General features: G+C 59.4%; 16 protein-coding genes. 9 read left to right on the forward strand and 7 right to left on the reverse strand.

Going from position 1 to position 18,435, the window contains the following annotated elements; translation table 11 throughout:
- The first annotated feature begins 171 nt into the window (after nucleotides 1–171).
- From BG61_RS28750 to BG61_RS28770, 4 genes are all read left to right on the forward strand, one after another.
- The gene (locus BG61_RS28750) at nucleotides 172–630 is read left to right on the forward strand and encodes a MarR family winged helix-turn-helix transcriptional regulator (protein ID WP_051672840.1); all 459 of its coding nucleotides are present in this window, start codon (nucleotides 172–174) and stop codon (nucleotides 628–630) included.
- 9 nt (nucleotides 631–639) lie between these two features.
- Nucleotides 640–2,202 carry an MDR family MFS transporter gene (locus tag BG61_RS28755; protein ID WP_035924310.1) on the forward strand — a complete coding sequence of 521 codons (1,563 nt, stop codon included), beginning with the start codon at nucleotides 640–642 and terminating at the stop codon, nucleotides 2,200–2,202.
- Between the two features lie 241 nt (nucleotides 2,203–2,443).
- A complete protein-coding gene (locus BG61_RS28760; protein ID WP_035924307.1) occupies nucleotides 2,444–3,388 on the forward strand; it encodes an oxidoreductase in 945 nt (314 codons plus the stop codon).
- Nucleotides 3,389–3,868: 480 nt separating this feature from the next.
- Complete coding sequence (locus tag BG61_RS28770; protein ID WP_035924328.1) at nucleotides 3,869–4,273, forward strand: GlcG/HbpS family heme-binding protein; 405 nt, start codon at nucleotides 3,869–3,871, stop codon at nucleotides 4,271–4,273.
- Between the two features lie 598 nt (nucleotides 4,274–4,871).
- On the opposite strand, the gene BG61_RS28775 is transcribed toward BG61_RS28770, so the two are convergent.
- The 3 genes from BG61_RS28775 to BG61_RS28785 form a co-directional block, all read right to left on the reverse strand.
- The gene (locus BG61_RS28775) at nucleotides 4,872–5,318 is read right to left on the reverse strand and encodes a hypothetical protein (protein ID WP_035924305.1); all 447 of its coding nucleotides are present in this window, start codon (nucleotides 5,316–5,318) and stop codon (nucleotides 4,872–4,874) included.
- Nucleotides 5,319–5,478: 160 nt separating this feature from the next.
- On the reverse strand, nucleotides 5,479–6,375 hold the full coding sequence (locus BG61_RS28780; protein ID WP_035924303.1) for a fructose bisphosphate aldolase: 897 nt from the start codon (nucleotides 6,373–6,375) through the stop codon (nucleotides 5,479–5,481).
- Between the two features lie 1,151 nt (nucleotides 6,376–7,526).
- Nucleotides 7,527–8,402 (reverse strand): LysR family transcriptional regulator, encoded by an 876-nt coding sequence (locus tag BG61_RS28785; protein WP_051672841.1) that lies wholly within the window; start codon nucleotides 8,400–8,402, stop codon nucleotides 7,527–7,529.
- A gap of 100 nt (nucleotides 8,403–8,502) precedes the next feature.
- Between BG61_RS28785 and BG61_RS28790 the strand changes: the two genes are divergently transcribed.
- Nucleotides 8,503–9,594 (forward strand): SDR family oxidoreductase, encoded by a 1,092-nt coding sequence (locus BG61_RS28790; RefSeq protein ID WP_035924325.1) that lies wholly within the window; start codon nucleotides 8,503–8,505, stop codon nucleotides 9,592–9,594.
- A 157-nt stretch (nucleotides 9,595–9,751) separates the two neighbouring features.
- On the opposite strand, the gene BG61_RS28795 is transcribed toward BG61_RS28790, so the two are convergent.
- Nucleotides 9,752–11,506 (reverse strand): FAD-dependent oxidoreductase, encoded by a 1,755-nt coding sequence (locus BG61_RS28795; RefSeq protein WP_035924298.1) that lies wholly within the window; start codon nucleotides 11,504–11,506, stop codon nucleotides 9,752–9,754.
- 279 nt (nucleotides 11,507–11,785) lie between these two features.
- Entirely contained in the window at nucleotides 11,786–12,115 is a 330-nt protein-coding gene (locus BG61_RS44180) for a carboxymuconolactone decarboxylase family protein (RefSeq protein ID WP_241486497.1), read from the reverse strand.
- Between BG61_RS44180 and BG61_RS44185 the strand changes: the two genes are divergently transcribed.
- Together BG61_RS44185 and BG61_RS28805 are read left to right on the forward strand one after the other, a co-directional pair.
- Entirely contained in the window at nucleotides 12,042–12,197 is a 156-nt protein-coding gene (locus BG61_RS44185; protein WP_241486496.1) for a helix-turn-helix domain-containing protein, read from the forward strand. The genes BG61_RS44180 and BG61_RS44185 overlap by 74 nt on opposite strands.
- An 892-nt stretch (nucleotides 12,198–13,089) precedes the next feature.
- Nucleotides 13,090–14,418, forward strand: coding sequence for an ATP-binding protein (locus BG61_RS28805; protein ID WP_035924296.1), 1,329 nt, complete (start codon nucleotides 13,090–13,092; stop codon nucleotides 14,416–14,418).
- A 169-nt stretch (nucleotides 14,419–14,587) separates the two neighbouring features.
- On the opposite strand, the gene BG61_RS28810 is transcribed toward BG61_RS28805, so the two are convergent.
- Nucleotides 14,588–15,247 (reverse strand): hypothetical protein, encoded by a 660-nt coding sequence (locus BG61_RS28810; protein WP_035924294.1) that lies wholly within the window; start codon nucleotides 15,245–15,247, stop codon nucleotides 14,588–14,590.
- Nucleotides 15,248–15,307: 60 nt separating this feature from the next.
- Nucleotides 15,308–15,580 carry a DUF6900 domain-containing protein gene (locus BG61_RS28815; protein WP_232255940.1) on the reverse strand — a complete coding sequence of 91 codons (273 nt, stop codon included), beginning with the start codon at nucleotides 15,578–15,580 and terminating at the stop codon, nucleotides 15,308–15,310.
- A 256-nt stretch (nucleotides 15,581–15,836) separates the two neighbouring features.
- On the opposite strand from BG61_RS28815, the gene BG61_RS28820 reads away from it, so the two are divergent.
- Complete coding sequence (locus tag BG61_RS28820; protein WP_232255939.1) at nucleotides 15,837–16,724, forward strand: alpha/beta fold hydrolase; 888 nt, start codon at nucleotides 15,837–15,839, stop codon at nucleotides 16,722–16,724.
- Nucleotides 16,712–18,403 (forward strand): cyclic peptide export ABC transporter, encoded by a 1,692-nt coding sequence (locus BG61_RS28825; protein WP_035924290.1) that lies wholly within the window; start codon nucleotides 16,712–16,714, stop codon nucleotides 18,401–18,403. The genes BG61_RS28820 and BG61_RS28825 overlap by 13 nt, the downstream gene beginning before the upstream one ends.
- The last annotated feature ends 32 nt before the right edge of the window (nucleotides 18,404–18,435 follow it).

An 18,435-nucleotide genomic window follows, 5' to 3' on the forward strand; every position in this document is an offset into this window, starting at 1 on the left:
AAGACGTTGCTGGCGCCACGCTTACGCGAAAGAAGCATGCATCGACATCCAAGCGCAAGACAGCTATGGGAAAAGCGATCGATAGTTGAATATTCAATCTTGCGGAGGTGTGCATATGCATGTATAAATTTGCTCTTAGGCATTCGCGCAACGTTGTGGGTTGAAGCTGAGATGAGCGATCACGAGCATGCTCTTCAGAGAGAGCCGATGACGCAAGGTGGACGTTGCAACGCGACCGCGTTGCGCAGAGCCATGCGGAACGTCTCGCTGCTGTACGACACCTACATGGCACCCTGCGGTTTGAAAGCGACCCAACGGTCGATTCTCTCTTGCATCAAACGTGAGGGCTCACCCACGATGGGCGAACTTGCCGAACAGCTTGTGCTCTGTCGAAGTGCCTTAACTCATAACCTCCGTCCTCTGGAAAGAGACGGAATGGTTTCGGTGAAGCCCGCCCGGGACAACAAGCGAGTGAAAATCGTGCGTCTGACACCGAGGGGCCTGAAAAAGCTGCAGGAGTCGACTGTCTACTGGCAGATGGCACAGGACAGGTTCGAAAGCGCATTTGGTAGAGGAAGCGCGGCGAATCTCCGTACTGTGCTCGACGCGGTTGGCCGAATCGAATTTTAGTGAACCAGCATGCAAAATTCAGTTTCCGCTACGCAGCGCTCACTGATCCTTGGCACGATCATGCTGGCGACATTCATGGTTTCAATCGAGGCGACTATCGTGGCAACTGCCATGCCGCATGTCGTCGGCCAACTCGGCGGCTTCGGTTATTACAGCTGGGTATTTGCTGCCTTTCTGCTCGCACAGTCGGCCACGACCCCCATCTATGGAAAGTTCTCGGACTTGTTCGGTCGTAAGCCAGTGCTGTTGGCGGGGATATTGCTGTTCCTCGCGGGCTCTCTGCTGTGCGGCTTCAGTTGGTCGATGCCTTCGCTGATCGCTTTCCGTGTGCTGCAGGGACTCGGCGCGGGTGCCATCTACCCCGTGGCGATGACGGTCATCGGGGATCTGTACACGATGGACGAACGTGGCAAGGCACAAGGCATGATTGCTATAGTCTGGGCTATCTCGGCGGTCGTCGGGCCACTCGCCGGCGGCATCATCATCGACCGAATCTCGTGGGCATGGATCTTCTGGATCAATTTGCCATTCGGCGTGTTCACGATCATCGGCTTCTCGCTATTTCTGCGCGAGAAAGTGGAGCGTCGCCGCGTCGGGATCGATTATGCTGGCGCCCTCCTCTTTTCAGTGGCAATCGTTTCCCTGCTGGTCATACTCACGGAAATGGAAGGATCGGGCTTCTGGGTGCTCACCGGTCTCACTCTTTTGTTTTTCGTGACTGGAGCACTGTTCGTTTTGCACGAGAGGCGTGTCGCCGTGCCAATCATTTCGATCGACCTGTGGGCTCGTCGTCTCATCGCGACCAGCAATGCCGCGACGCTACTTGCCGGCATGGCATTGATCGGACTTACGACAATCCTGCCAATCTATGTACAAGGCGTGCTTGGCCGTTCACCCATCACGGCGGGTCTCACCTTGACCTCGCTTGTCGTAGGATGGCCGCTTGCCGTTATCCTTTCGAGCCGACTCTTCAAATACTTCGGCATCCGCCACAGCGTGCGTGTGGGCAGCCTGGCTTTTCCATTCGGGGCTGTCCTTCTCTTGTTCCTGACGCCGCACAGTCATCCCGCAATTGCCGCAGCGGCGTCATTCTTGATGGGCTTTGGGATGGGACTGGTCAGCATAACCGGCATCGTACTGGTTCAGGAGAGTGTCGAATGGTCAATGCGCGGAAGCGCTACCGCCTCGATCATATTTTCGCGCAGCCTCGGCAATACGCTGGGTGCCGCCGCGCTCGGCGCCATTCTCAATCTGGGAATCACGCACTACGACAGTGGCGATCTGGCCATAAAACTTCGTAATCTTCTTAATGAGCCCACGGGGCTTGCTCAGCTTGCTAGCAGCCAGGACGTTCGCGTGGTCTTGTATCACGCTCTGAACTTGAGCTTTTGGGGTTTCCTCGTGATCGCGGTGCTTGCCGTGCTTAGCTCGTGGCTCATTCCCGTTGCGGGCAAAGCAAACGATGCACCGACGCGGGAAAAACCGAGCGTGGCCGCGCGCGACACACTGGATGCATACGACGAAGCCAGCGCTCAACGCTGGACTGAGCCACCGTCGGCTAAAAAAAGTTAGGCCAGAAATGGCGGCTCCGCTATGGCGAGCGGACCGTTTGACAGTATTAACCAGCGTAAGGAATGGCCAACAAGTGACTGCGCTTCAATGGACCTGGAGCAATCCCGCATTCAACCCGAACAGACGCCACGCCAAAAGCGCGTACGCTTCGAACAGGCCCTCAGCGTGGCACGGGTGCTCTAGTACCATCGCCATCTTGCAGGCTTCTGCCTGTTGTCATCCCTCGCAACCAGCGAATCACATGAGCAAACAGTGGAGCCTCGATGACATCCCGCCTCAGAATGGCCGGCGCGTCATCATCACCGGTGCGAACAGCGGCATCGGTTATCACACAGCCGCCATCCTGGCTCGCCAGGGCGCGGAAGTTGTTCTCGCATGCCGCAACAAGCGGCGCGGCACAGACGCAATTGCTCGCCTGCAAAGGGAATTGCCTGGAGCACGATTGCAACTCGAACAGCTCGATCTCTCCAGTCTCGCATCGGTGCGCGCCTTTACCGAGCGCCAACTCGCGCTAGGCCGTCCGCTGGACATTCTCATCAACAACGCTGGAATCATGGCGCCTCCCCGGCGCGTCGAAACAACCGACGGTTTTGAACTTCAGTTCGGGACTAACGTGCTCGGGCATTTCGCGCTGACCGCCCTGTTGCTGCCGGCGCTCGAAGCAGCCGCGGATAATTCACCGGAACGACCTCGCGTCGTAACGATTGCCTCTATCGCACACAAGACGGGTCGACTCAACTTCGAAGACCTCCAGGCAGTGCGTCACTATGGACCGATGTCCTCTTATCGGCAGTCGAAACTGGCCAACCTCATGTTTTCGTTTGAACTCAATCGGTACTTGCGCGTGGCGCAATCGCGCGTGATGTCGGTTGCCGCTCATCCTGGCGTGGCGAATACGAACCTGTTCCGTGGCGGCCGTTCAGCCGCAGCGCGCGCAGCCCGATCCGTCCTGAGCAGCCTCATCGGTGCCCTGTTCAACAGCGATCTGACCGGCGCGCTTCCGACGCTCTATGCTGCGACCGCGCCCGATGTCGTCGACGGCGGCTACTATGGGCCGCTCGGCCTGTTCGAGACTCGCGGCGAACGGGTGGGACCGGCAAAGGTTGCGTCTCTGGCATGGAACGAAGCCGATGCCAGACGTCTATGGCAGGCCTGTGAAGTGTTGACCGGGACGGCATTCGGATAACACTGCTAGCCTGGGCTGCACCACGAATGCGTACTCATCGATCAATCCCGACTCCGCCAAGGCCAGCGGGAGCTTCACGCCCCCGCACGAACAGTCCCTTACCCGGCTCTCGCTTGAGTTGCTGAACGCCGCTCCCTGGATCCCCGCGCACTAGCTCCGCGTTCCAATCGACCCGGTTCAGGGTGCTCGACACGACGTACTTCTTTACCGCGTCGATCGACGGCGCGAAGGGTTCCATCCACTCAGGCCTCGCTCCTGTCCGCGCGGGGCCATCTCTCAGACTACTGAGTGGAATAAACAATGGAACGAGTTGTTTTCCCAGGAAGGAACGTGGCTCGTAAGAGCCCTAACCAATATGATGACACCTTGATCCGGAGACCACCTCTCATCGCCCGGTGGACCGAATCGGATCAAAGTGTCGATGCTCTGTCGTAGCCACTGTTCCTCATGGATGATCTCCCCTTCCGATTGAGCTTTGATATGCAGACAAAGGACGTATTGACATCTTCCGAGATTGCCGCTGTGATGGCTGCTGCACGCACAGAAGCAGCACATAAGAAGCTGACAGTCAGCATCGCCGTGGTTGACGATGGAGGACACCCTCTCGCACTCGAGCGCACGGACGACGCTGCACCGATCACCGCGTACATTGCAATGGAGAAGGCCCGCACCGCCGCACTGGGTCGCCGGGAATCAAAGATGTTTGAAGACATGATCAACGGCGGTCGCGTCGCCCGGCTCTCGGTGCCCTTACTGAATGGCATCCTGGAAGGAGGCGTTCCAGTGCTCATCAACGGTCGCGTTGTGGGCGGCATCGGCGTTTCTGGAGCAAGTCCTTCCGAAGACGCAATCATCGCGAAGTCCGGTGCGGATGGCGCGCTTTGATGAAGCGCTCCAGGCTGCGGTGATCATCGTGGGTGGAGGAGTGCATTGCCGACCATGTCGAAAGATGCAATTGAAGATATGACGGCCGCCATGCGCAGAGAGGTTATCGTGCCGGACGATGCCGGTTATCACGAAGCGCGAGCGATCTCGAATGCGATGATTGACCGGCGTCCCGCAGTGATTGTCTGCTGTGCGGGCGTCGCCGATATACGCCGCGCGGTGAACCTCGCGCGCGAGCAACGCTTGCTGCCCGCAATACGGGGCGGCGGCATTAATATCGCGGGTAGCGCATCGTTACTGTCGACGGCGAACTCCTGCACTGTCGCCGTGACGAATGCGAAGGCTCCGACACCGCTCCTCGCTGGATCAGGGCGGTCGGGAAATACAGGAAAGGGACCAGCGTCACGAGCGCCCTCGGTCCCCGGGAATGGCCGAACGAGTTTGTATGTACAAACATATGGAAATACTCGTATCACCATGTTGGTGGGTCCTATCCTACCTAATCCATTGGATTTATGGCAGCAAAGCAGCGCTGCTCAGGCGGTGTCGCCCGCTTTCAGCCAAACGACAATTGCGCCCCGCCGCTAAGTCAACGACATCAAGACGCGCCTTTTTCCCGCAGCGACGTGACATGCTGCTTGGCCGCTTCGTTGCCATGCGCCACCGCCCGTAACGCAAGTGCAAACCCCAGCTGCGTCTCGTGAGCGACCGCGCTGCGGTCAGCATCGAAGAGTTTCACCGCGCGCCGCAGATGTTGCGCCGCTTGGATATGAAGCTCCGACGCCGCTGCATGATGCTGCGCGGCAGTCAGGCCACTTTCAACGGACCCCGCCGGCGATGGAGCGCCTGCATGCTTGGCGGCAACACTGGCCTCGTCGATCGCATGCAGTGCGTGGCCGTGCGCCAACACCGCCTGATGAGCCGCATGATCGTAATCCTTGCCCGCCTCGTAATGCTGCGCTGCCTCCCGGTGAAATCGCGCTGCTTGCTCGTGATGCGATGCGGCAGACTCGAGATGTCCCTTTTTACCTTGTTTGGTATTCATGGCGGCTCCCACCACAACGGCTCCACTGCAACAATGACCGGCTGCATGCGACTTGCAACCGGCCGGAATCCCATTGCTGGAATTGACTCGCCCGGCGTTGCCGTGATCTCTTTTGCGCAGAGGCCGGGCACATGGCTTTGGCCTCATCGTCGTCGAGGCGTCAGACCTTCTCCACAGACGCGCCGTAGATTTCGTCGATGGCGTCTTTGAGCGTCGAGTTGAACTCGTCATCGCTCATCGATTTCTTCAGTTCGTTGATGAGCGCGCGCGAGAAGCTCGCGATCATGCCGTGGTTCCCGGCCAGGCGCTTGCACGCATCGCTGCGCGCATAGCCGCCCGACAGTGCGACCACGCGAACGACATGCGGATGCTCGATCAGCGGACGATAAAAGTCCGCTTCATCGGGGATGGTCAGCTTGATCATCACCTGGCTCGATTCGGGCAGCGCGTCCAGGCCCTTGAGCAATTCATCGCGCAGAATCTTTTCCGCGCCCTTCTTGTCCGGGCTTTTGATCGATACTTCGGGTTCGAGAATCGGCACGAGACCGTGTCCGATGATCTGAGCGCCCACTTTGAACTGCTGTTCCACCACGGCGGCGATGCCCTTCTCGTTCGCCTGGTGGATCACCGAACGCATCTTCGTGCCGAAGACGCCGAGCTTGACCGCGCGTTCCAGCAGGGCATCGAGGCCAAGGTTCGGCTTCATGATCTGCGCGCCGTCGGTTTCAGCTTCAAGGCCCTTGTCGACCTTGACGAACGGCACCACGCCTCTTTCTTCCCACAGGAACGCGGGCACCGGCTTGCCGTTCGCCTGACCGTCCATGGTAGCTTCGAAGAGAATGGCGCCGATCACCTTCTCTCCTGTGAACGAAGGCGCGGTGATGATGCGCACGCGCATTTCATGCATCAGCTTGAACATCTCGGCGTCGCCGTTGTAGGCGTCATCCGGAACCCCGTACTGCCGTAGAGCACCCGGCGTCGAACCGCCGCTTTGATCCAGAGCGGCGATGAAACCCTGCTTCTTCGCCATTTGCGCCAGCATCTTTTCGTTAGCCACGACCCTTCCCTCCTGAAAGTTCAAACGCTGGAACGCGCGAGCGCACGATCCCGGCAGTTAGTTTACTGGTTTTGCAACATAACTCGACTGCGCATTTCCAGCATGTCCCTGACAAAAAAGCCGCAATCAACGACCAATCCGAACAGGTCGCCCTTCGACCGAGCCAGGGACGGGCCGTCGAGGACGGCCCGATCCTGATGAACAACCTGTATCGGTCGTGCATCCTTCCCTCGCCATCTTTCCCGGCAACGCCGGCGTCTTCGGGACGGAGGATTCCGGCAGACTGTCAGCGCGACGAACGTCACTTCGTGTTCACCACGAATGTGATTACGTTGACCGGGCACACCGCACAGCCCCGTTTGCGTGAAGACGCGGCGACTGCTCCCCTAATATCATGAAATCGGGTGGGAAAGTCTGTGTGCCACGTCACTGGCCCCTTGCCCCTCAACACCGCGTGAGCTGAGGCCGAAGCCAAGCGTCTGGAAATACATACGTTCGTCCGCAGGCGTGCGCTTCAGGCAACGCAGTCCTTTGCCAGCGTCATCCCTCGCTTTCAGGCTGCCCTGATGGCTTCGAATTCCTTGTCGTGCATGACATCGGCACCCGACCTTCTCGCTCGAGGCACACCGTTAGTGCGCGACGAACCGTCCATCCGCTGAAAACCCGCCGCGCGTGGGCGCTCTCGACACGCCCGCAGGGGTTCGGTGAGAAACGACCGTCGTACGTTCACCCTGAAAGGGACGCCGCTAGACAGTCGCGATGTGGCCATTCTATTTGCGTTCGACGCATAGATTTGGAAGCCTTTCGGGATAGGCGGGAGAAGCCGTTTCCCTTCGGGCGCGGCCGCAGTCTTGTCTGCCAAGGGTTTAGATTTATTGATCCGCTTACTACGTTGCTTCGCACCATGGGCAAAAATATATTCCGTGAATTGCGAAGGCGCCGCCAGGATGCTGGAAGTCCGGTATGCGGATGGCGGCCTGAGCTTGTATTCAGCCGTCCCCAAACATATCTATGATGCGATTATTCAAAACGGGAAGCCTGATGAGATTTTCGATCGCGAAGTATGTTCTCGACGATAGCCCGCAGCCTATCAATCCTGACGTAGAAGCATATGCACGATGACCTCCAACGTCGAACGCAGTCTTGGCAGGTCAGCATACGCGTCCCTTGCAACTCAGATAGTCGAGTATCACCTGAACGCGCGCGGGAAGAACCCCAGATTTCCCGACACATACAGCATGAAAGCTGTCTAGCGCCTCCGGATGCCGGTCGTCGTCGAGTCGCACCAGGCGTCCTGCGGCCAGGTCTTCCCGAACGGTGAACTCGTCTAGGCGAGCAGCAGCCACACTGGCAAGAACCAGTTGGCGCATGCCTTCACCATCGTTGATGCGAACACGAGCGGATTCGTCGCTGGCCGCCGGTAGCCAGGTGTCGGCTGCACGCGCATAGGTGAAGCTGATCAAGCCGTTGGGCTCTATGGCACCTTTCCTGCCGTACTGCTCGGCCCACCGCGGGGTCGCGACCAGAATGAGGCGCGTTGCTCCAAGGGACCGTGCGACAAGCGATGAGTCCGGCATGGGGCCCGCACGCACCGCGATATCGATGTCCTCCGCGATGAGATTGCTCAAGGCATCGCTTTGCACGATGTCGATGGACAGGCCGGGATGTCGATGAAGCAAATCAGGCAGGAGGGGGCCCAGCACATGCGCGACATAGCTCGCTGAGCTGCATATTCGTACGCGGCCGATTGGAAGGGCGCCCCCTGACGCCTCGCGTTCAGCGGCGTCCAGATCTGCAAGAACAGCCTGGGAGCGACGGTAAAACCGTTCGCCTTCCGGAGTCAGCGCGATGCGTCGAGTCGAGCGGCGCAAAAGCGCGACCCCCAGTCTGCGTTCAAGCCTGGAGACGATTCGGCTAACCGCGGACGGAGCCAGGCCACGTACTCGCGCGGCGGCTGCGAAACCGCCCAGGTCCACCACCTTGACGAATACGGCCATTTCGTCAGCGCGATTTACTTCGCGTCTCATTGGTTACCTCAAATCAATAGTGATGTCCCTATGAGATGGCTAGTGTATCAACTGCTGCGGACATACGATGCCGATAGCCTTCATTTGGGAGAGAACAGGCATGAAAACAGGCGTGAAAACAGGGAACCCGCAGCAGCATCTTCTCGTTGTCGGTGGTTATGGAGTGGTCGGGACCGGAGTCGTAAATCACATTCTGGGTATGCCCGACTGGCGGATCACGACCGTCGGACGTTCGCCAGCCCCAACACATTTGGTGGACGGGCGCGTCGCGCCTCCGCATATCCAGGCCGACTTGCTCGATACCGAAAGCCCGAACGCTGACCTCACGAAATTGTCTGATGTCACGGCGATGGTTTTTTGTGCGTACGTCGAGCGCGAAAGCATGGCGGCCACTGTGGGTCCCAACGTCGACATGCTTGCCAATGCGCTCGACCGTCTCCGGCAAGCTGGATCCCCATTGAGCAGTGTCGTCCTGATCGGTGGCGGGAAATCCTATGGTGCTCATCTCGGACCCTACAAAACGCCCGCCAAAGAGCGAGACCCACGCTTCATGGGGCCCATCTTCTATAACGATCAAGAGGACCTCCTGCAACGAAAGGCGGTCGAGATGGGGTACGAGTGGACAGTGCTTCGACCTGACGCCGTGCTTGGCCCAAGTATCGGCTCCCCGATGAACCTGTTGATGGGGCTAGCCGCCTATGCTTCCGTGAGCAAGGAACTAGGGATCCCATTGCGGTTCCCCGGTACCAATGGGGCATGGCGCTCGCTGCTGCAAGCAACCGACGCAGATGTGCTGGCGCAGGCGGTGACGTGGGCGATTACCCATGATGCTGCGCGAGGCGAGATTTTCAACGTGACGAACGGCGACAACTTCCGCTGGGAGCACCTCTGGCCGGAAATAGCCACCTTCTTCGACATGAAGGTCGCTCCTCCGCAACCAATGCGACTTGTGGATCAAATGGCGGACAAGGGAGATCTGTGGCAATCAATGGTGACACGCCATAGGCTGCGCGACACCCCCTGGCACAAGTTGGCGTCATGGCCATTCGTCGATGCCTGCCTGAAGATGGACTACGACACGGTGCAGAGTACGATCAAAATTCGACAGGCCGGATTCAACGGATGCATGGACACTCACGATGGTTTGATCCGCGGGCTGTCGCAACTCAGACATCAAAAGTTGATCCCGTAAGCTGCGGTAAACGGGTTCCGACCGTGATCGCGTCTCGCGCCGGAACTTGCCGGACGGCACTACGGTCAGACCTGCCCGCAATCAACCTGCCTCACTTCATGAGGTTGGCCGCAGTGACTTCGCGTAGGCAAACGCAGGGGCGCTGCGGCGCGGGTGACTACCTTGAGCGTATTACAGCCGAGTCAGCGCGCGTCGCCAAAAAACTGTGAATCTGCGCTATGACGGCGGCGCCCTCGCCCACGGCCGCCGCGACACGCTTCGTCGATCCCGATCGCACGTCACCAATGGCGAATACCCCGTCCACACTGGTTTGAAGCGGCAAGGTGCGCGTCGCAGCAACCGCACCGACGTCGGTGCCCGTCAATACAAATCCATTTTGATCCGTCACTACGCCGCACGTCCGCAACCAGGACGTATTGGGCTCCGCGCCAATGAAAAGGAAAAGATGATGCGTCCCGAGGCGCCGCTCGAGACCATCGCCTTGCCGATAGTGGACTCGTTCGAGTCGTTCATCACCTTCCAGCCCGATCATTTCCGCGCCTGTGTTTATAGTCACGTTGGGCAACGATTCGATGCGCTCGATCAGATATCGCGACATGCTGCGCGCGAGATCCGGGCCGCGAACGAGTACATGCACATGGGCAACCTGCGAAGCAAGAAAAACGATCGCCTGGCCCGCCGAATTTCCGCCGCCGACCAACAGCACTGGCTCGTTGCGACACAGCCGTGCCTCAATTGGCGTTGCCCAATAATAGACGCCGCGACCTTCGAAGCGTGCAAGTCCTTCCACCGCCGGACGCCGGTATTCAGCGCCGCTCGCAATCACTACCGTACGCGCCGCGATACGCCGGGCGTTGGCAAGCTCGATTGCGAGCGGATAGCGTTCGCAATGCAAGGTCTTCACTTCGAGCGGAATTCCAATGTGCGTGCCGAATTTCTGTGCCTGATTAAACGCTCGGGCCGCCAGCGCCTGACCGGAAATTCCAGTCGGAAAACCAAGATAGTTTTCGATGCGCGAACTCGTACCCGCCTGGCCGCCCGGCGCCCTGCAATCGAAAACGGCTACCGACAAACCTTCCGACGCCGCGTACACGGCCGCCGCGAGCCCGGCCGGCCCGGCGCCCACCACCGCGAGATCGTAGATGTGTGCAGGATCGAACTCCGGAATAAGGCCCAGGCAGGATGCCAGTTGTGCCTCATCCGGATTGCGCAGCATGGTGCCGTTCGCGCACAGAACGAGGGGCATGTCGCCGCTCGCGGGAGTCAGGCGCTCGAGCAGCGCGATGGCCTCTGCATCATGTACGTCAAGCGTCATGTGCGGATGGCCATTTCGACGCAGGAAGTACTGAAGCGCGACTAGCCGGGCATCGTCGGGCGCGCCCACGAGCACCGCCCCCTGTCCGCGCTCGATGGCCGCGACACGCCTCAGGATCAGCGCGCGCATGATCCTTTCGCCAAGCTCGGCTTCGGCGATCATCAGCGCGCGTAACCGATCGGGCGGAATAACCAGTGCCTCGACATTTTCCATCACTTCCGCATCGACCAGGCCCCGCTTGCCTGAGAGCATGCCGATGTCGGAGGTGAACTCGCCCCGTTGCACCCTGGCGCGAAGCAGTCCGCGATGGCCCATTCCATCCCGGCGGACGTAGCGTATCGTCCCCGACAACAGCACGAACATGCCGGGGCTTGCGCCGCCTGCCCGGTAGAGCGTTTCGCCGGCAGCGTAGCTGCGAGACGTGCCAAACCGGAGTACACGCTCGATTTCGGAATCGGTCAGCACCGGAAACATCTGGCCGAAGCGCGGATTGCCCTGTGGCGTCTGTTCCTCGAATGCAAATTCACCCGTGCCTTCTGTCCCGGCATCGGGTTGGCGCTCAGGCGCATCACCGTGAGAAGTAGCGTCGCTGTTCATAGTAAGCCTCTTCGCCGCATGCCTGAACACAGAACCGGGTCGCGATCGCGGCAGATGTCATCGCGGCAGACAACGCCCGCGCCAGCAGCTTATTACATCGCCACAACAAGAAGTTATGCAATTGCATACAATATGCTTGTCAGCGTAAGGCCCGCGTTCAGAAGACGAATGACGTCCTCGGGACAAATGAAGGGCCGCGGTGAAAATCGGGTAAGCACCGTCGGCGCTCGTAGTCACGATTCAGGCGGGCGAGCGCTCACGCCCGCCCCGACTTGCTGATTACTTCACCGGCGGAAAATCGACAGTGGTGTCGTTGATACGATTGAACGTATTGGTGAAGATTGTCAGTGCGATCGCAAGTGAAATGTCTGCCAACTGCGTCTCCGTGTATTGCGCTGCACGAATTGCCTCGAAGTCCGACTGCGAGAGCGTGCCCCTGCTCAGTTGCAGCTTGCTAACAAACGCGACGAGCGCGTCGCGCTTCGAATCGCCTGTCGGCTCGCCCGCCCGGATGCTGGCAGACATCAGAATGAGCATTGCAGCCAACGCTCTCAAGAACCCTTCGCTCGGCACCGAATCCGTGGCTGAACTCGTCGGGTACCAGTCCATAGCGGCTTTCCGAAGGGCCTTTACACCACGCATGGGGGTCACGCCCGGCGCATGGCGACGCTCCGCACGGCCAACTGCCTGAAGGCAGTAGCGCGATGCTTCAAAAGTGCGCAGGTTCCTCGGCACCGTGCCTCACAAGTGTCGTGACCAAACGACAACGACCCAAAGAACGTATTCTCGACAAGGCCGGTTCGCACGGGCTTCGCGCTGCATTACAGGCCCTTGAACGGGACCGCTCGCCGTATCTGGCGCCGCCGCTTGACGATCCCGCATCGAGCCCCCGGATTTTTCCATCTACATTCGTCGTCGCCGCCGCATCTGCCGCGAAAGCAGCGTGTTGGAAGGCTGGTTGTCGACGTTGTTGCCGAACGCCGGGCGCCCGAGTCCTCGCTGCGTCACCTTCGAACCGTCTGCCCGGGTAAGCGATCCTTCCTAAGCGCCGGTGTTCGCGGCCCGTTCGTAAGCGAGGTGCATCGCACCAATCCGGTGCTCATTTTGCGCTCATTCACGCCAGCTACAGTGACGATCAGTGAGGTCGCCGTATACCTGTCGGGCTGTTTCGGTCCCGCAAGGAAAAAGTGCGGTTGGCGGCAAGGAGCTCAAACAAAGGAGAGCGCTCATGTTTCCAGTGCTGCTTATTGATCTGAGCAATTTGACGAAAAAGCGAGATGCGTGCCTCGAGATCACGCATGATTGCTCGCGCCCGTCTATGCCGTTGCCTATTCCGTTGCCGAAAATAGCCAAGACAGGGCCGGTTACGCGTGGCTCCTTGCACTGTCCGGGGTGGGTCGATCTGCTTTGGCAACGGTTGCACCCGGCAATACGATGAGCAGCATCAACAGGCGTTGCGCTTGGGAAGAGCATATCCGGGACCGGTGTAGAATCGGCTCGCGACGACAAGGGCGATGCACGGTTGCTCCCATGGCGTCTCACCTGCCGTTCACATCCCGCTTCGGATGACGTACTGCATACACATGTTCCTGCCCAAGATCCGATCGCTAAGAAATCAACTCGTGCTCGCCTTGTGCGTGCTGGTTAGCGTCGTCGGCGTGGTGCAGGGCATCAGTTCCTACCAGTTATCCAGAGCGGGCATGAGCGCGCTGCTCGATCTGCGGCTCGAGCAGGCCGCAACACGCCTCTACAGCAGTGGACTGGCCGATTCGTTGCCCACCATCGCCGCGCGCGGTTCGCAACCCGAGGGCGATATCGTCGTCACGATCTGGAAGGAAGGCGTGACATCGCCGTATCGTTCGACGGAACCTTCGCTGGCCTTGCCACGCGATGCCGAGCCGGGCTTCGCGACGAGAAGTGTGAACGGGGAGAACTGGCGCATCTACACGCTGCGCGAACCTTCCATGGTGATTCAGGTTGCGCAGCGCTCCCGCGTGCGGCATGAACTCACGGAAGCGCGCTCGATGAATACGCTTTGGCCGATGATCGTGCTGGTGCCATTGGTGTGGATTGCCGTCCTGCTCGTGGTCCGGCGCGCGCTGCGGCGCCTGACGAGTCTGGGCGCGCAGGTGCAGGCCATCGACCCGACGCATTTCAAGACGCTGTCGACATCCGGCGTGCCGACCGAGATTCGCCCGTTCATCGCTTCGATCAACATGATGATCGAACGTCTCGCGCAATCCATCGAGACCGAACGAAAGTTCATCGCCGACGCCGCGCACGAATTGCGCACGCCGATCACCGCGTTGCAATTGCAGGCCGACAATCTCCAGCCGCATATCGCGCCCGGCAATCGGGAGCGCTTTGGTGAACTGCAAAGCGGCATCACTCGCAGTGGCAGACTCATTGCGCAATTGCTGCGACTCGCGCGCGCCGATGCAGCATTGCAGCCCGATACGCTGACTCGCGTCGACGTATCGAAAGTAGTCGTCGAAGTCGTGGCAGAAGTCCTGCCGATCGCGATGAAGCGCGGCATCGACATCGGCGCCGAGGAGATGACAAGCGCCCACGTGCGTGCAAACGAAGCGGATATCGGCATTGCGCTACGCAACCTGGTGAGCAACGCGATCCGCTACACGCCCGATGGAGGCAAGGTCGATCTGAGCGTGCATCTGCGCGACAGCATGGTCTGGATCGAAGTCGTCGATACCGGGCCGGGCATCGACGAGGCGCTATTGCCGCGCGTATTCGACCGCTTTTTCCGCGCGAACACCCAGACGGAGGGTAGCGGCCTCGGGCTCTCGATCGTGCAGGCCATCGTGAACCGATATGATGGCATGGCAAGCCTGCGCAATCGCGATGATGGTCAAACGGGCATTGTCGCGTCGGTCGGCTTCATCGCCGTGCCTTGAAGGATGCGATGTGCGTGCTGCACCAGAGTCGTTAAGTGCGCTCTTCATTCGCCCAAGGGTGCACGCGCGATCTTTCATATGAAGTTCGATGCACCCCGCCGAACGCCTCTCGGCCGACACCGCAGGCGGTTGGTTTTTCCGGGACTGCGCCGGAGCCAGCCCAAGTACATTAGTCGCTGTGCCGCTGCTTTCGGTCGCTATGCTTGCGCACGTTACTGGCAAGTTCGGAGATGATCTCCGTAGCTGCTCCGATGATCTGATTGAAGTTGAAACCCGCACGCGTCATCTCTCGATAAAATGATCTTGCAAGAATCTTCGAAAGCTGACTCGGGTTTTGAATCGATTGAGCGACGATGTCACCGATCGTTTGGTCCGACGGCCGCCTCAGCGACATCTGTGCGAAAGGCGAGGCAACGAGCTTCTGTAGTCTGTCCGCTTCAATCGCTTTTGTGAGGAATACGCTGAGAATCCGCAGCGCGTTCAGGTCATCCTCATTGAATTGCCGCCCGCTTCGTGGGCCCGAAACCTGCACGACACCAATCGCCTTTCCTTTCAGCGCAAGAATGGAAAACATCTTGTCGCGACTGTCCGAATATTCAACGATTGCCGTCTTCGCCCCGATATGCACCTCGCCGAATGACGCGACGTGATCGGCGCACACTTCAGCGATCCGCTCGTCGATCGGAATCGACACGACACATCGCTTCACTCCCAGCACCCCGGCGACCATCGAGGCGAGTTCTTCCGGGGAGTTCACGAAATCCTGAGTGACCGCAATCTCATCCATCTGCGGATTCGGCAATTCGTAGACTTGTTCTGAACTTTTCATATGCGCAACCTCTCGAAAGGCCCTTATCGTGTGTCGTCGTAACCGCTACATCTCGTCGCTTCAAAGAGCGTTATAACCTACCGCGCGCCCGACAAAGAGTCCAGCCTCATAGGCGGCTTCGAGCGCCCGCCCGAGCTCTCGAACGCTGACGGTTCTAAAGCCGGCAGACGGGGCTCCGGTGGGTTCGAAAGATTCGATACCAAGCACTTCGTTCGAGATGGTGCGCAGCACTTCCTCACGCGCATCGTTCCTCGTGCTTTCCATGATCATGCTCATTTCAGTCACCTCCCTGTCCCCGCTCAACAATCGTTCAATCGTCTTATCACGTTCCATGAGAGCACCGCTGACTGGGCATCGTGAATGACATGAGGTTATGCGGCAATAGTTAGGATCTGGTTAGCACGATTCGGCGTGGACAGATGCCGCAAGGGCGCCTTCCTCGACACGTCATACCGATATGGACCTCTGCCGGCATCCGGCTGGCCCAGGGCCGTAATTCTCCTCTAACTGTCAACCGGCAAGCTGTCCCTGCTTGATCCAGTCCCAACTCGTCGACGGCGAGCGGCAGCGTTCCTAACAGGTGACAACCATGAAACGACCCTCTTTCATGCAGCGGCGCAGCGTCAGGATTCGCAATGGCGGCTTCGACATCGCCATCGAAGATTCAGGCGGCACCGGAAGGCCTTGCGTGCTGCTTCACGGTCGCGGCGAGTGCAGTGGCGTGTGGCGCACCTTGACGGAAGCTGCGCCTTCCGACCACCGTTTCGTCACCATCGACTTTCGCGGCCATGGCGATTCGAGCTGGGACCCGAATGGCAATTATGATCCCAGGACCTTGGCGGGTGACGTGTTCGAAGTGCTGATGGCATTGAATATACGACAGCCTGTACTCGTCGGTCATTCACTCGGCGGCAGCGTTGCCCTTCATCTGATTGGCATGCTCGAACAGTTCGCTTCCGGACTGGTCCTGGTCGATTTTGGACCCGAGTCCGATTCCGCCGGTTCACAAAAGGTGCGCACTGAAATACGCGAGACTCCGACCCGGTTCAACTCGATCGCCGAATATGCGCAATGGCTGCAGGACCGGCGCCCGCTCGCAAGCGCCCGCGCGCTACACTACATGGCGGCGCACGCCTTGCGCCCGACGCACACGGGTGCCTACGAGCCGAAGCTGGACAGGGCCGTGGCCGATGACCGGCCACTGAACGATGGATCACGCGAGGAACACGTCTGGACCATGCTCCGGTCGGTGCGATGTCCAAGTCTCGTCGTGAGAGGCGTCGGGTCCGCGATACTCAAGCCGCAGGTCGCGTTGCGCATGGCCCATCATGCCTTGCCCAAAGGGCGGCTCGCGACGATATCCGGCGCAGGCCACGCAGTGATGACCGATAATCCCGGGGAATTCAACCAGACGATCCAGGCGTTTCTTGCTTCGCTGTCGCCTGCCGCAAGCGGAGATCAGCCATGTTCGCAGTGATTCCTCCGACAATTCGACGCCAGTCCTTGCGGCGCGTCGTGATTGCCGTGATCGCCGGGTTCGCCGGGGCCATTTGCAGCGCCGAAATCGCACGACTGATCAGCAGCGTCGCCGGAGGGCAGATGCCGACGCGCGGACTGGCGATCGGTTTCTTCGCGGTCTGCGCAGCGCAACTGCTCTTTAGAACGAGCTCCCAGATACTCATCATGGACTTCGGGCAGCAGGTCATTTGCGGCTTGCGCATCGAACTGTGCCGGAAGATCCTGCATACGCCCTACAAGAAGCTGGAGGCGCTCGGGAAGCCACGCCTGCTTGCCATCCTCACGACGGACGTCGGCACGTTCGCGCAGGCTGCGCAAATGCTTCCAGTCACGTTTGGACACCTGGTCCTGATCGCCGTATGCCTTGGATATATGGCCTGGCTCTCCTGGCAGGCATTTGCGTGCTTCTTTCTTTTTCTCGTCACCGCGGCAGTGATTTACCATTGCGTGGAGCGCTGGCCGCTGCGCGAGATGCAGGCGGTCCGCGATCAGCTCGACATCATCTTCCGGCATTTCCGCTCGTTGCTGGAAGGCACGCGTGAATTGCAGCTCAATACTTCGCGAGCCCAGTACTTCACGGACCACGTAGTCCATCCTACCGCGCATCGGTTCCGGCGCTCGTTCACGCGAGCGATGCTCATTTATTCGCTCGTCGCCAATGCCGGCGGCATGTTGTTCTACGTGGCGATCGGCCTGATCCTGCTCGTCATGCCGCATTGGTTTCCGCAATCGCCAGGCGTTCTGGTGACCCTCACGCTTCTGCTCCTGTTTCTGATTCAACCCGTCAGCGAAGTGATGACCACCTTGCCAATTTTGCGGCAGGCGTCCATCGCATTGGCGCGAATCCGCATTCTCGATGCGGAGCTGGCGCACGCGCCGGATGATGACGCTCCCGTGACACAAGACGATCCCTTCGCTGTCACGGTCGAGGGCGCTCCGCTACTCAGGTTCGCCGGTGTGTCGCATCGCTACCCGGGGCTGACCGAAGATCGTCCGTTCACGCTTGGCCCGATCGACCTTTCGATCAGGCAAGGCGAGGTGATCTACCTGATTGGAGGAAACGGCAGCGGCAAGACTACGCTCGCGATGCTGCTGCTCGGACTCTATGAACCCGAGCAAGGGCATGTCGAACTGAACGGCGTAAAGATCGATAAACGTAACCTGGTGCAGTATCGTCAGCAATTTTCGGCTGTCTTTGCCGACTTTCACCTGTTCGACGAAATCCTGTGTCACGATCAGGCTCAGATCGCGAAACGGGCGACCCATTATCTGCACACACTCGAGCTCGACCACAAGGTGAGCATCAGCGGCAACAGGTTCAGCACCACCAGCCTTTCGTCCGGACAACGCAAGCGAATGGCGCTTATCGCGTCGTATCTGGAAGACCGTCCGATCTATCTTTTCGATGAGTGGGCCGCTGATCAGGACCCCGTGTTCAGGCGCGTGTTCTACACGGAGCTGATCCCCGATCTCAAGCGCAAGGGCAAGACGGTCATCGTCATCTCTCATGACGATGCCTATTTCGAGTGTGCCGACCGGCTCGTACAGGTCGCGCAGGGCCGCCTTGTCGACGTGTCCGCCGAAACGCTGAAGGCGGGCTTGTATGCCAGACGCAATGGCTCGGCTGTGGCCGACTAACGCGATGGGGTTATCCAGAGCGCGAAATCAGC

Source organism: Caballeronia glathei, from assembly GCF_000698595.1.
GTDB lineage: Bacteria > Pseudomonadota > Gammaproteobacteria > Burkholderiales > Burkholderiaceae > Caballeronia > Caballeronia glathei.

Excerpts from the sequence above, each read along its gene's own strand:
- BG61_RS28750 (WP_051672840.1), top strand. The coding sequence starts at position 172 with ATGAGCGATCACGAGCATGCTCTTCAGAGAGAGCCGATGACGCAAGGT.
- BG61_RS28755 (WP_035924310.1), top strand. The coding sequence starts at position 640 with ATGCAAAATTCAGTTTCCGCTACGCAGCGCTCACTGATCCTTGGCACG.
- BG61_RS28760 (WP_035924307.1), top strand. The coding sequence starts at position 2,444 with ATGAGCAAACAGTGGAGCCTCGATGACATCCCGCCTCAGAATGGCCGG.
- BG61_RS28770 (WP_035924328.1), top strand. The coding sequence starts at position 3,869 with ATGCAGACAAAGGACGTATTGACATCTTCCGAGATTGCCGCTGTGATG.
- BG61_RS28775 (WP_035924305.1), bottom strand. The coding sequence starts at position 5,318 with ATGAATACCAAACAAGGTAAAAAGGGACATCTCGAGTCTGCCGCATCG.
- BG61_RS28785 (WP_051672841.1), bottom strand. The coding sequence starts at position 8,402 with ATGAGACGCGAAGTAAATCGCGCTGACGAAATGGCCGTATTCGTCAAG.
- BG61_RS28790 (WP_035924325.1), top strand. The coding sequence starts at position 8,503 with ATGAAAACAGGCGTGAAAACAGGGAACCCGCAGCAGCATCTTCTCGTT.
- BG61_RS28795 (WP_035924298.1), bottom strand. The coding sequence starts at position 11,506 with ATGAACAGCGACGCTACTTCTCACGGTGATGCGCCTGAGCGCCAACCC.
- BG61_RS44180 (WP_241486497.1), bottom strand. The coding sequence starts at position 12,115 with ATGGACTGGTACCCGACGAGTTCAGCCACGGATTCGGTGCCGAGCGAA.
- BG61_RS28805 (WP_035924296.1), top strand. The coding sequence starts at position 13,090 with ATGTTCCTGCCCAAGATCCGATCGCTAAGAAATCAACTCGTGCTCGCC.
- BG61_RS28810 (WP_035924294.1), bottom strand. The coding sequence starts at position 15,247 with ATGAAAAGTTCAGAACAAGTCTACGAATTGCCGAATCCGCAGATGGAT.
- BG61_RS28815 (WP_232255940.1), bottom strand. The coding sequence starts at position 15,580 with ATGGAACGTGATAAGACGATTGAACGATTGTTGAGCGGGGACAGGGAG.
- BG61_RS28820 (WP_232255939.1), top strand. The coding sequence starts at position 15,837 with ATGAAACGACCCTCTTTCATGCAGCGGCGCAGCGTCAGGATTCGCAAT.
- BG61_RS28825 (WP_035924290.1), top strand. The coding sequence starts at position 16,712 with ATGTTCGCAGTGATTCCTCCGACAATTCGACGCCAGTCCTTGCGGCGC.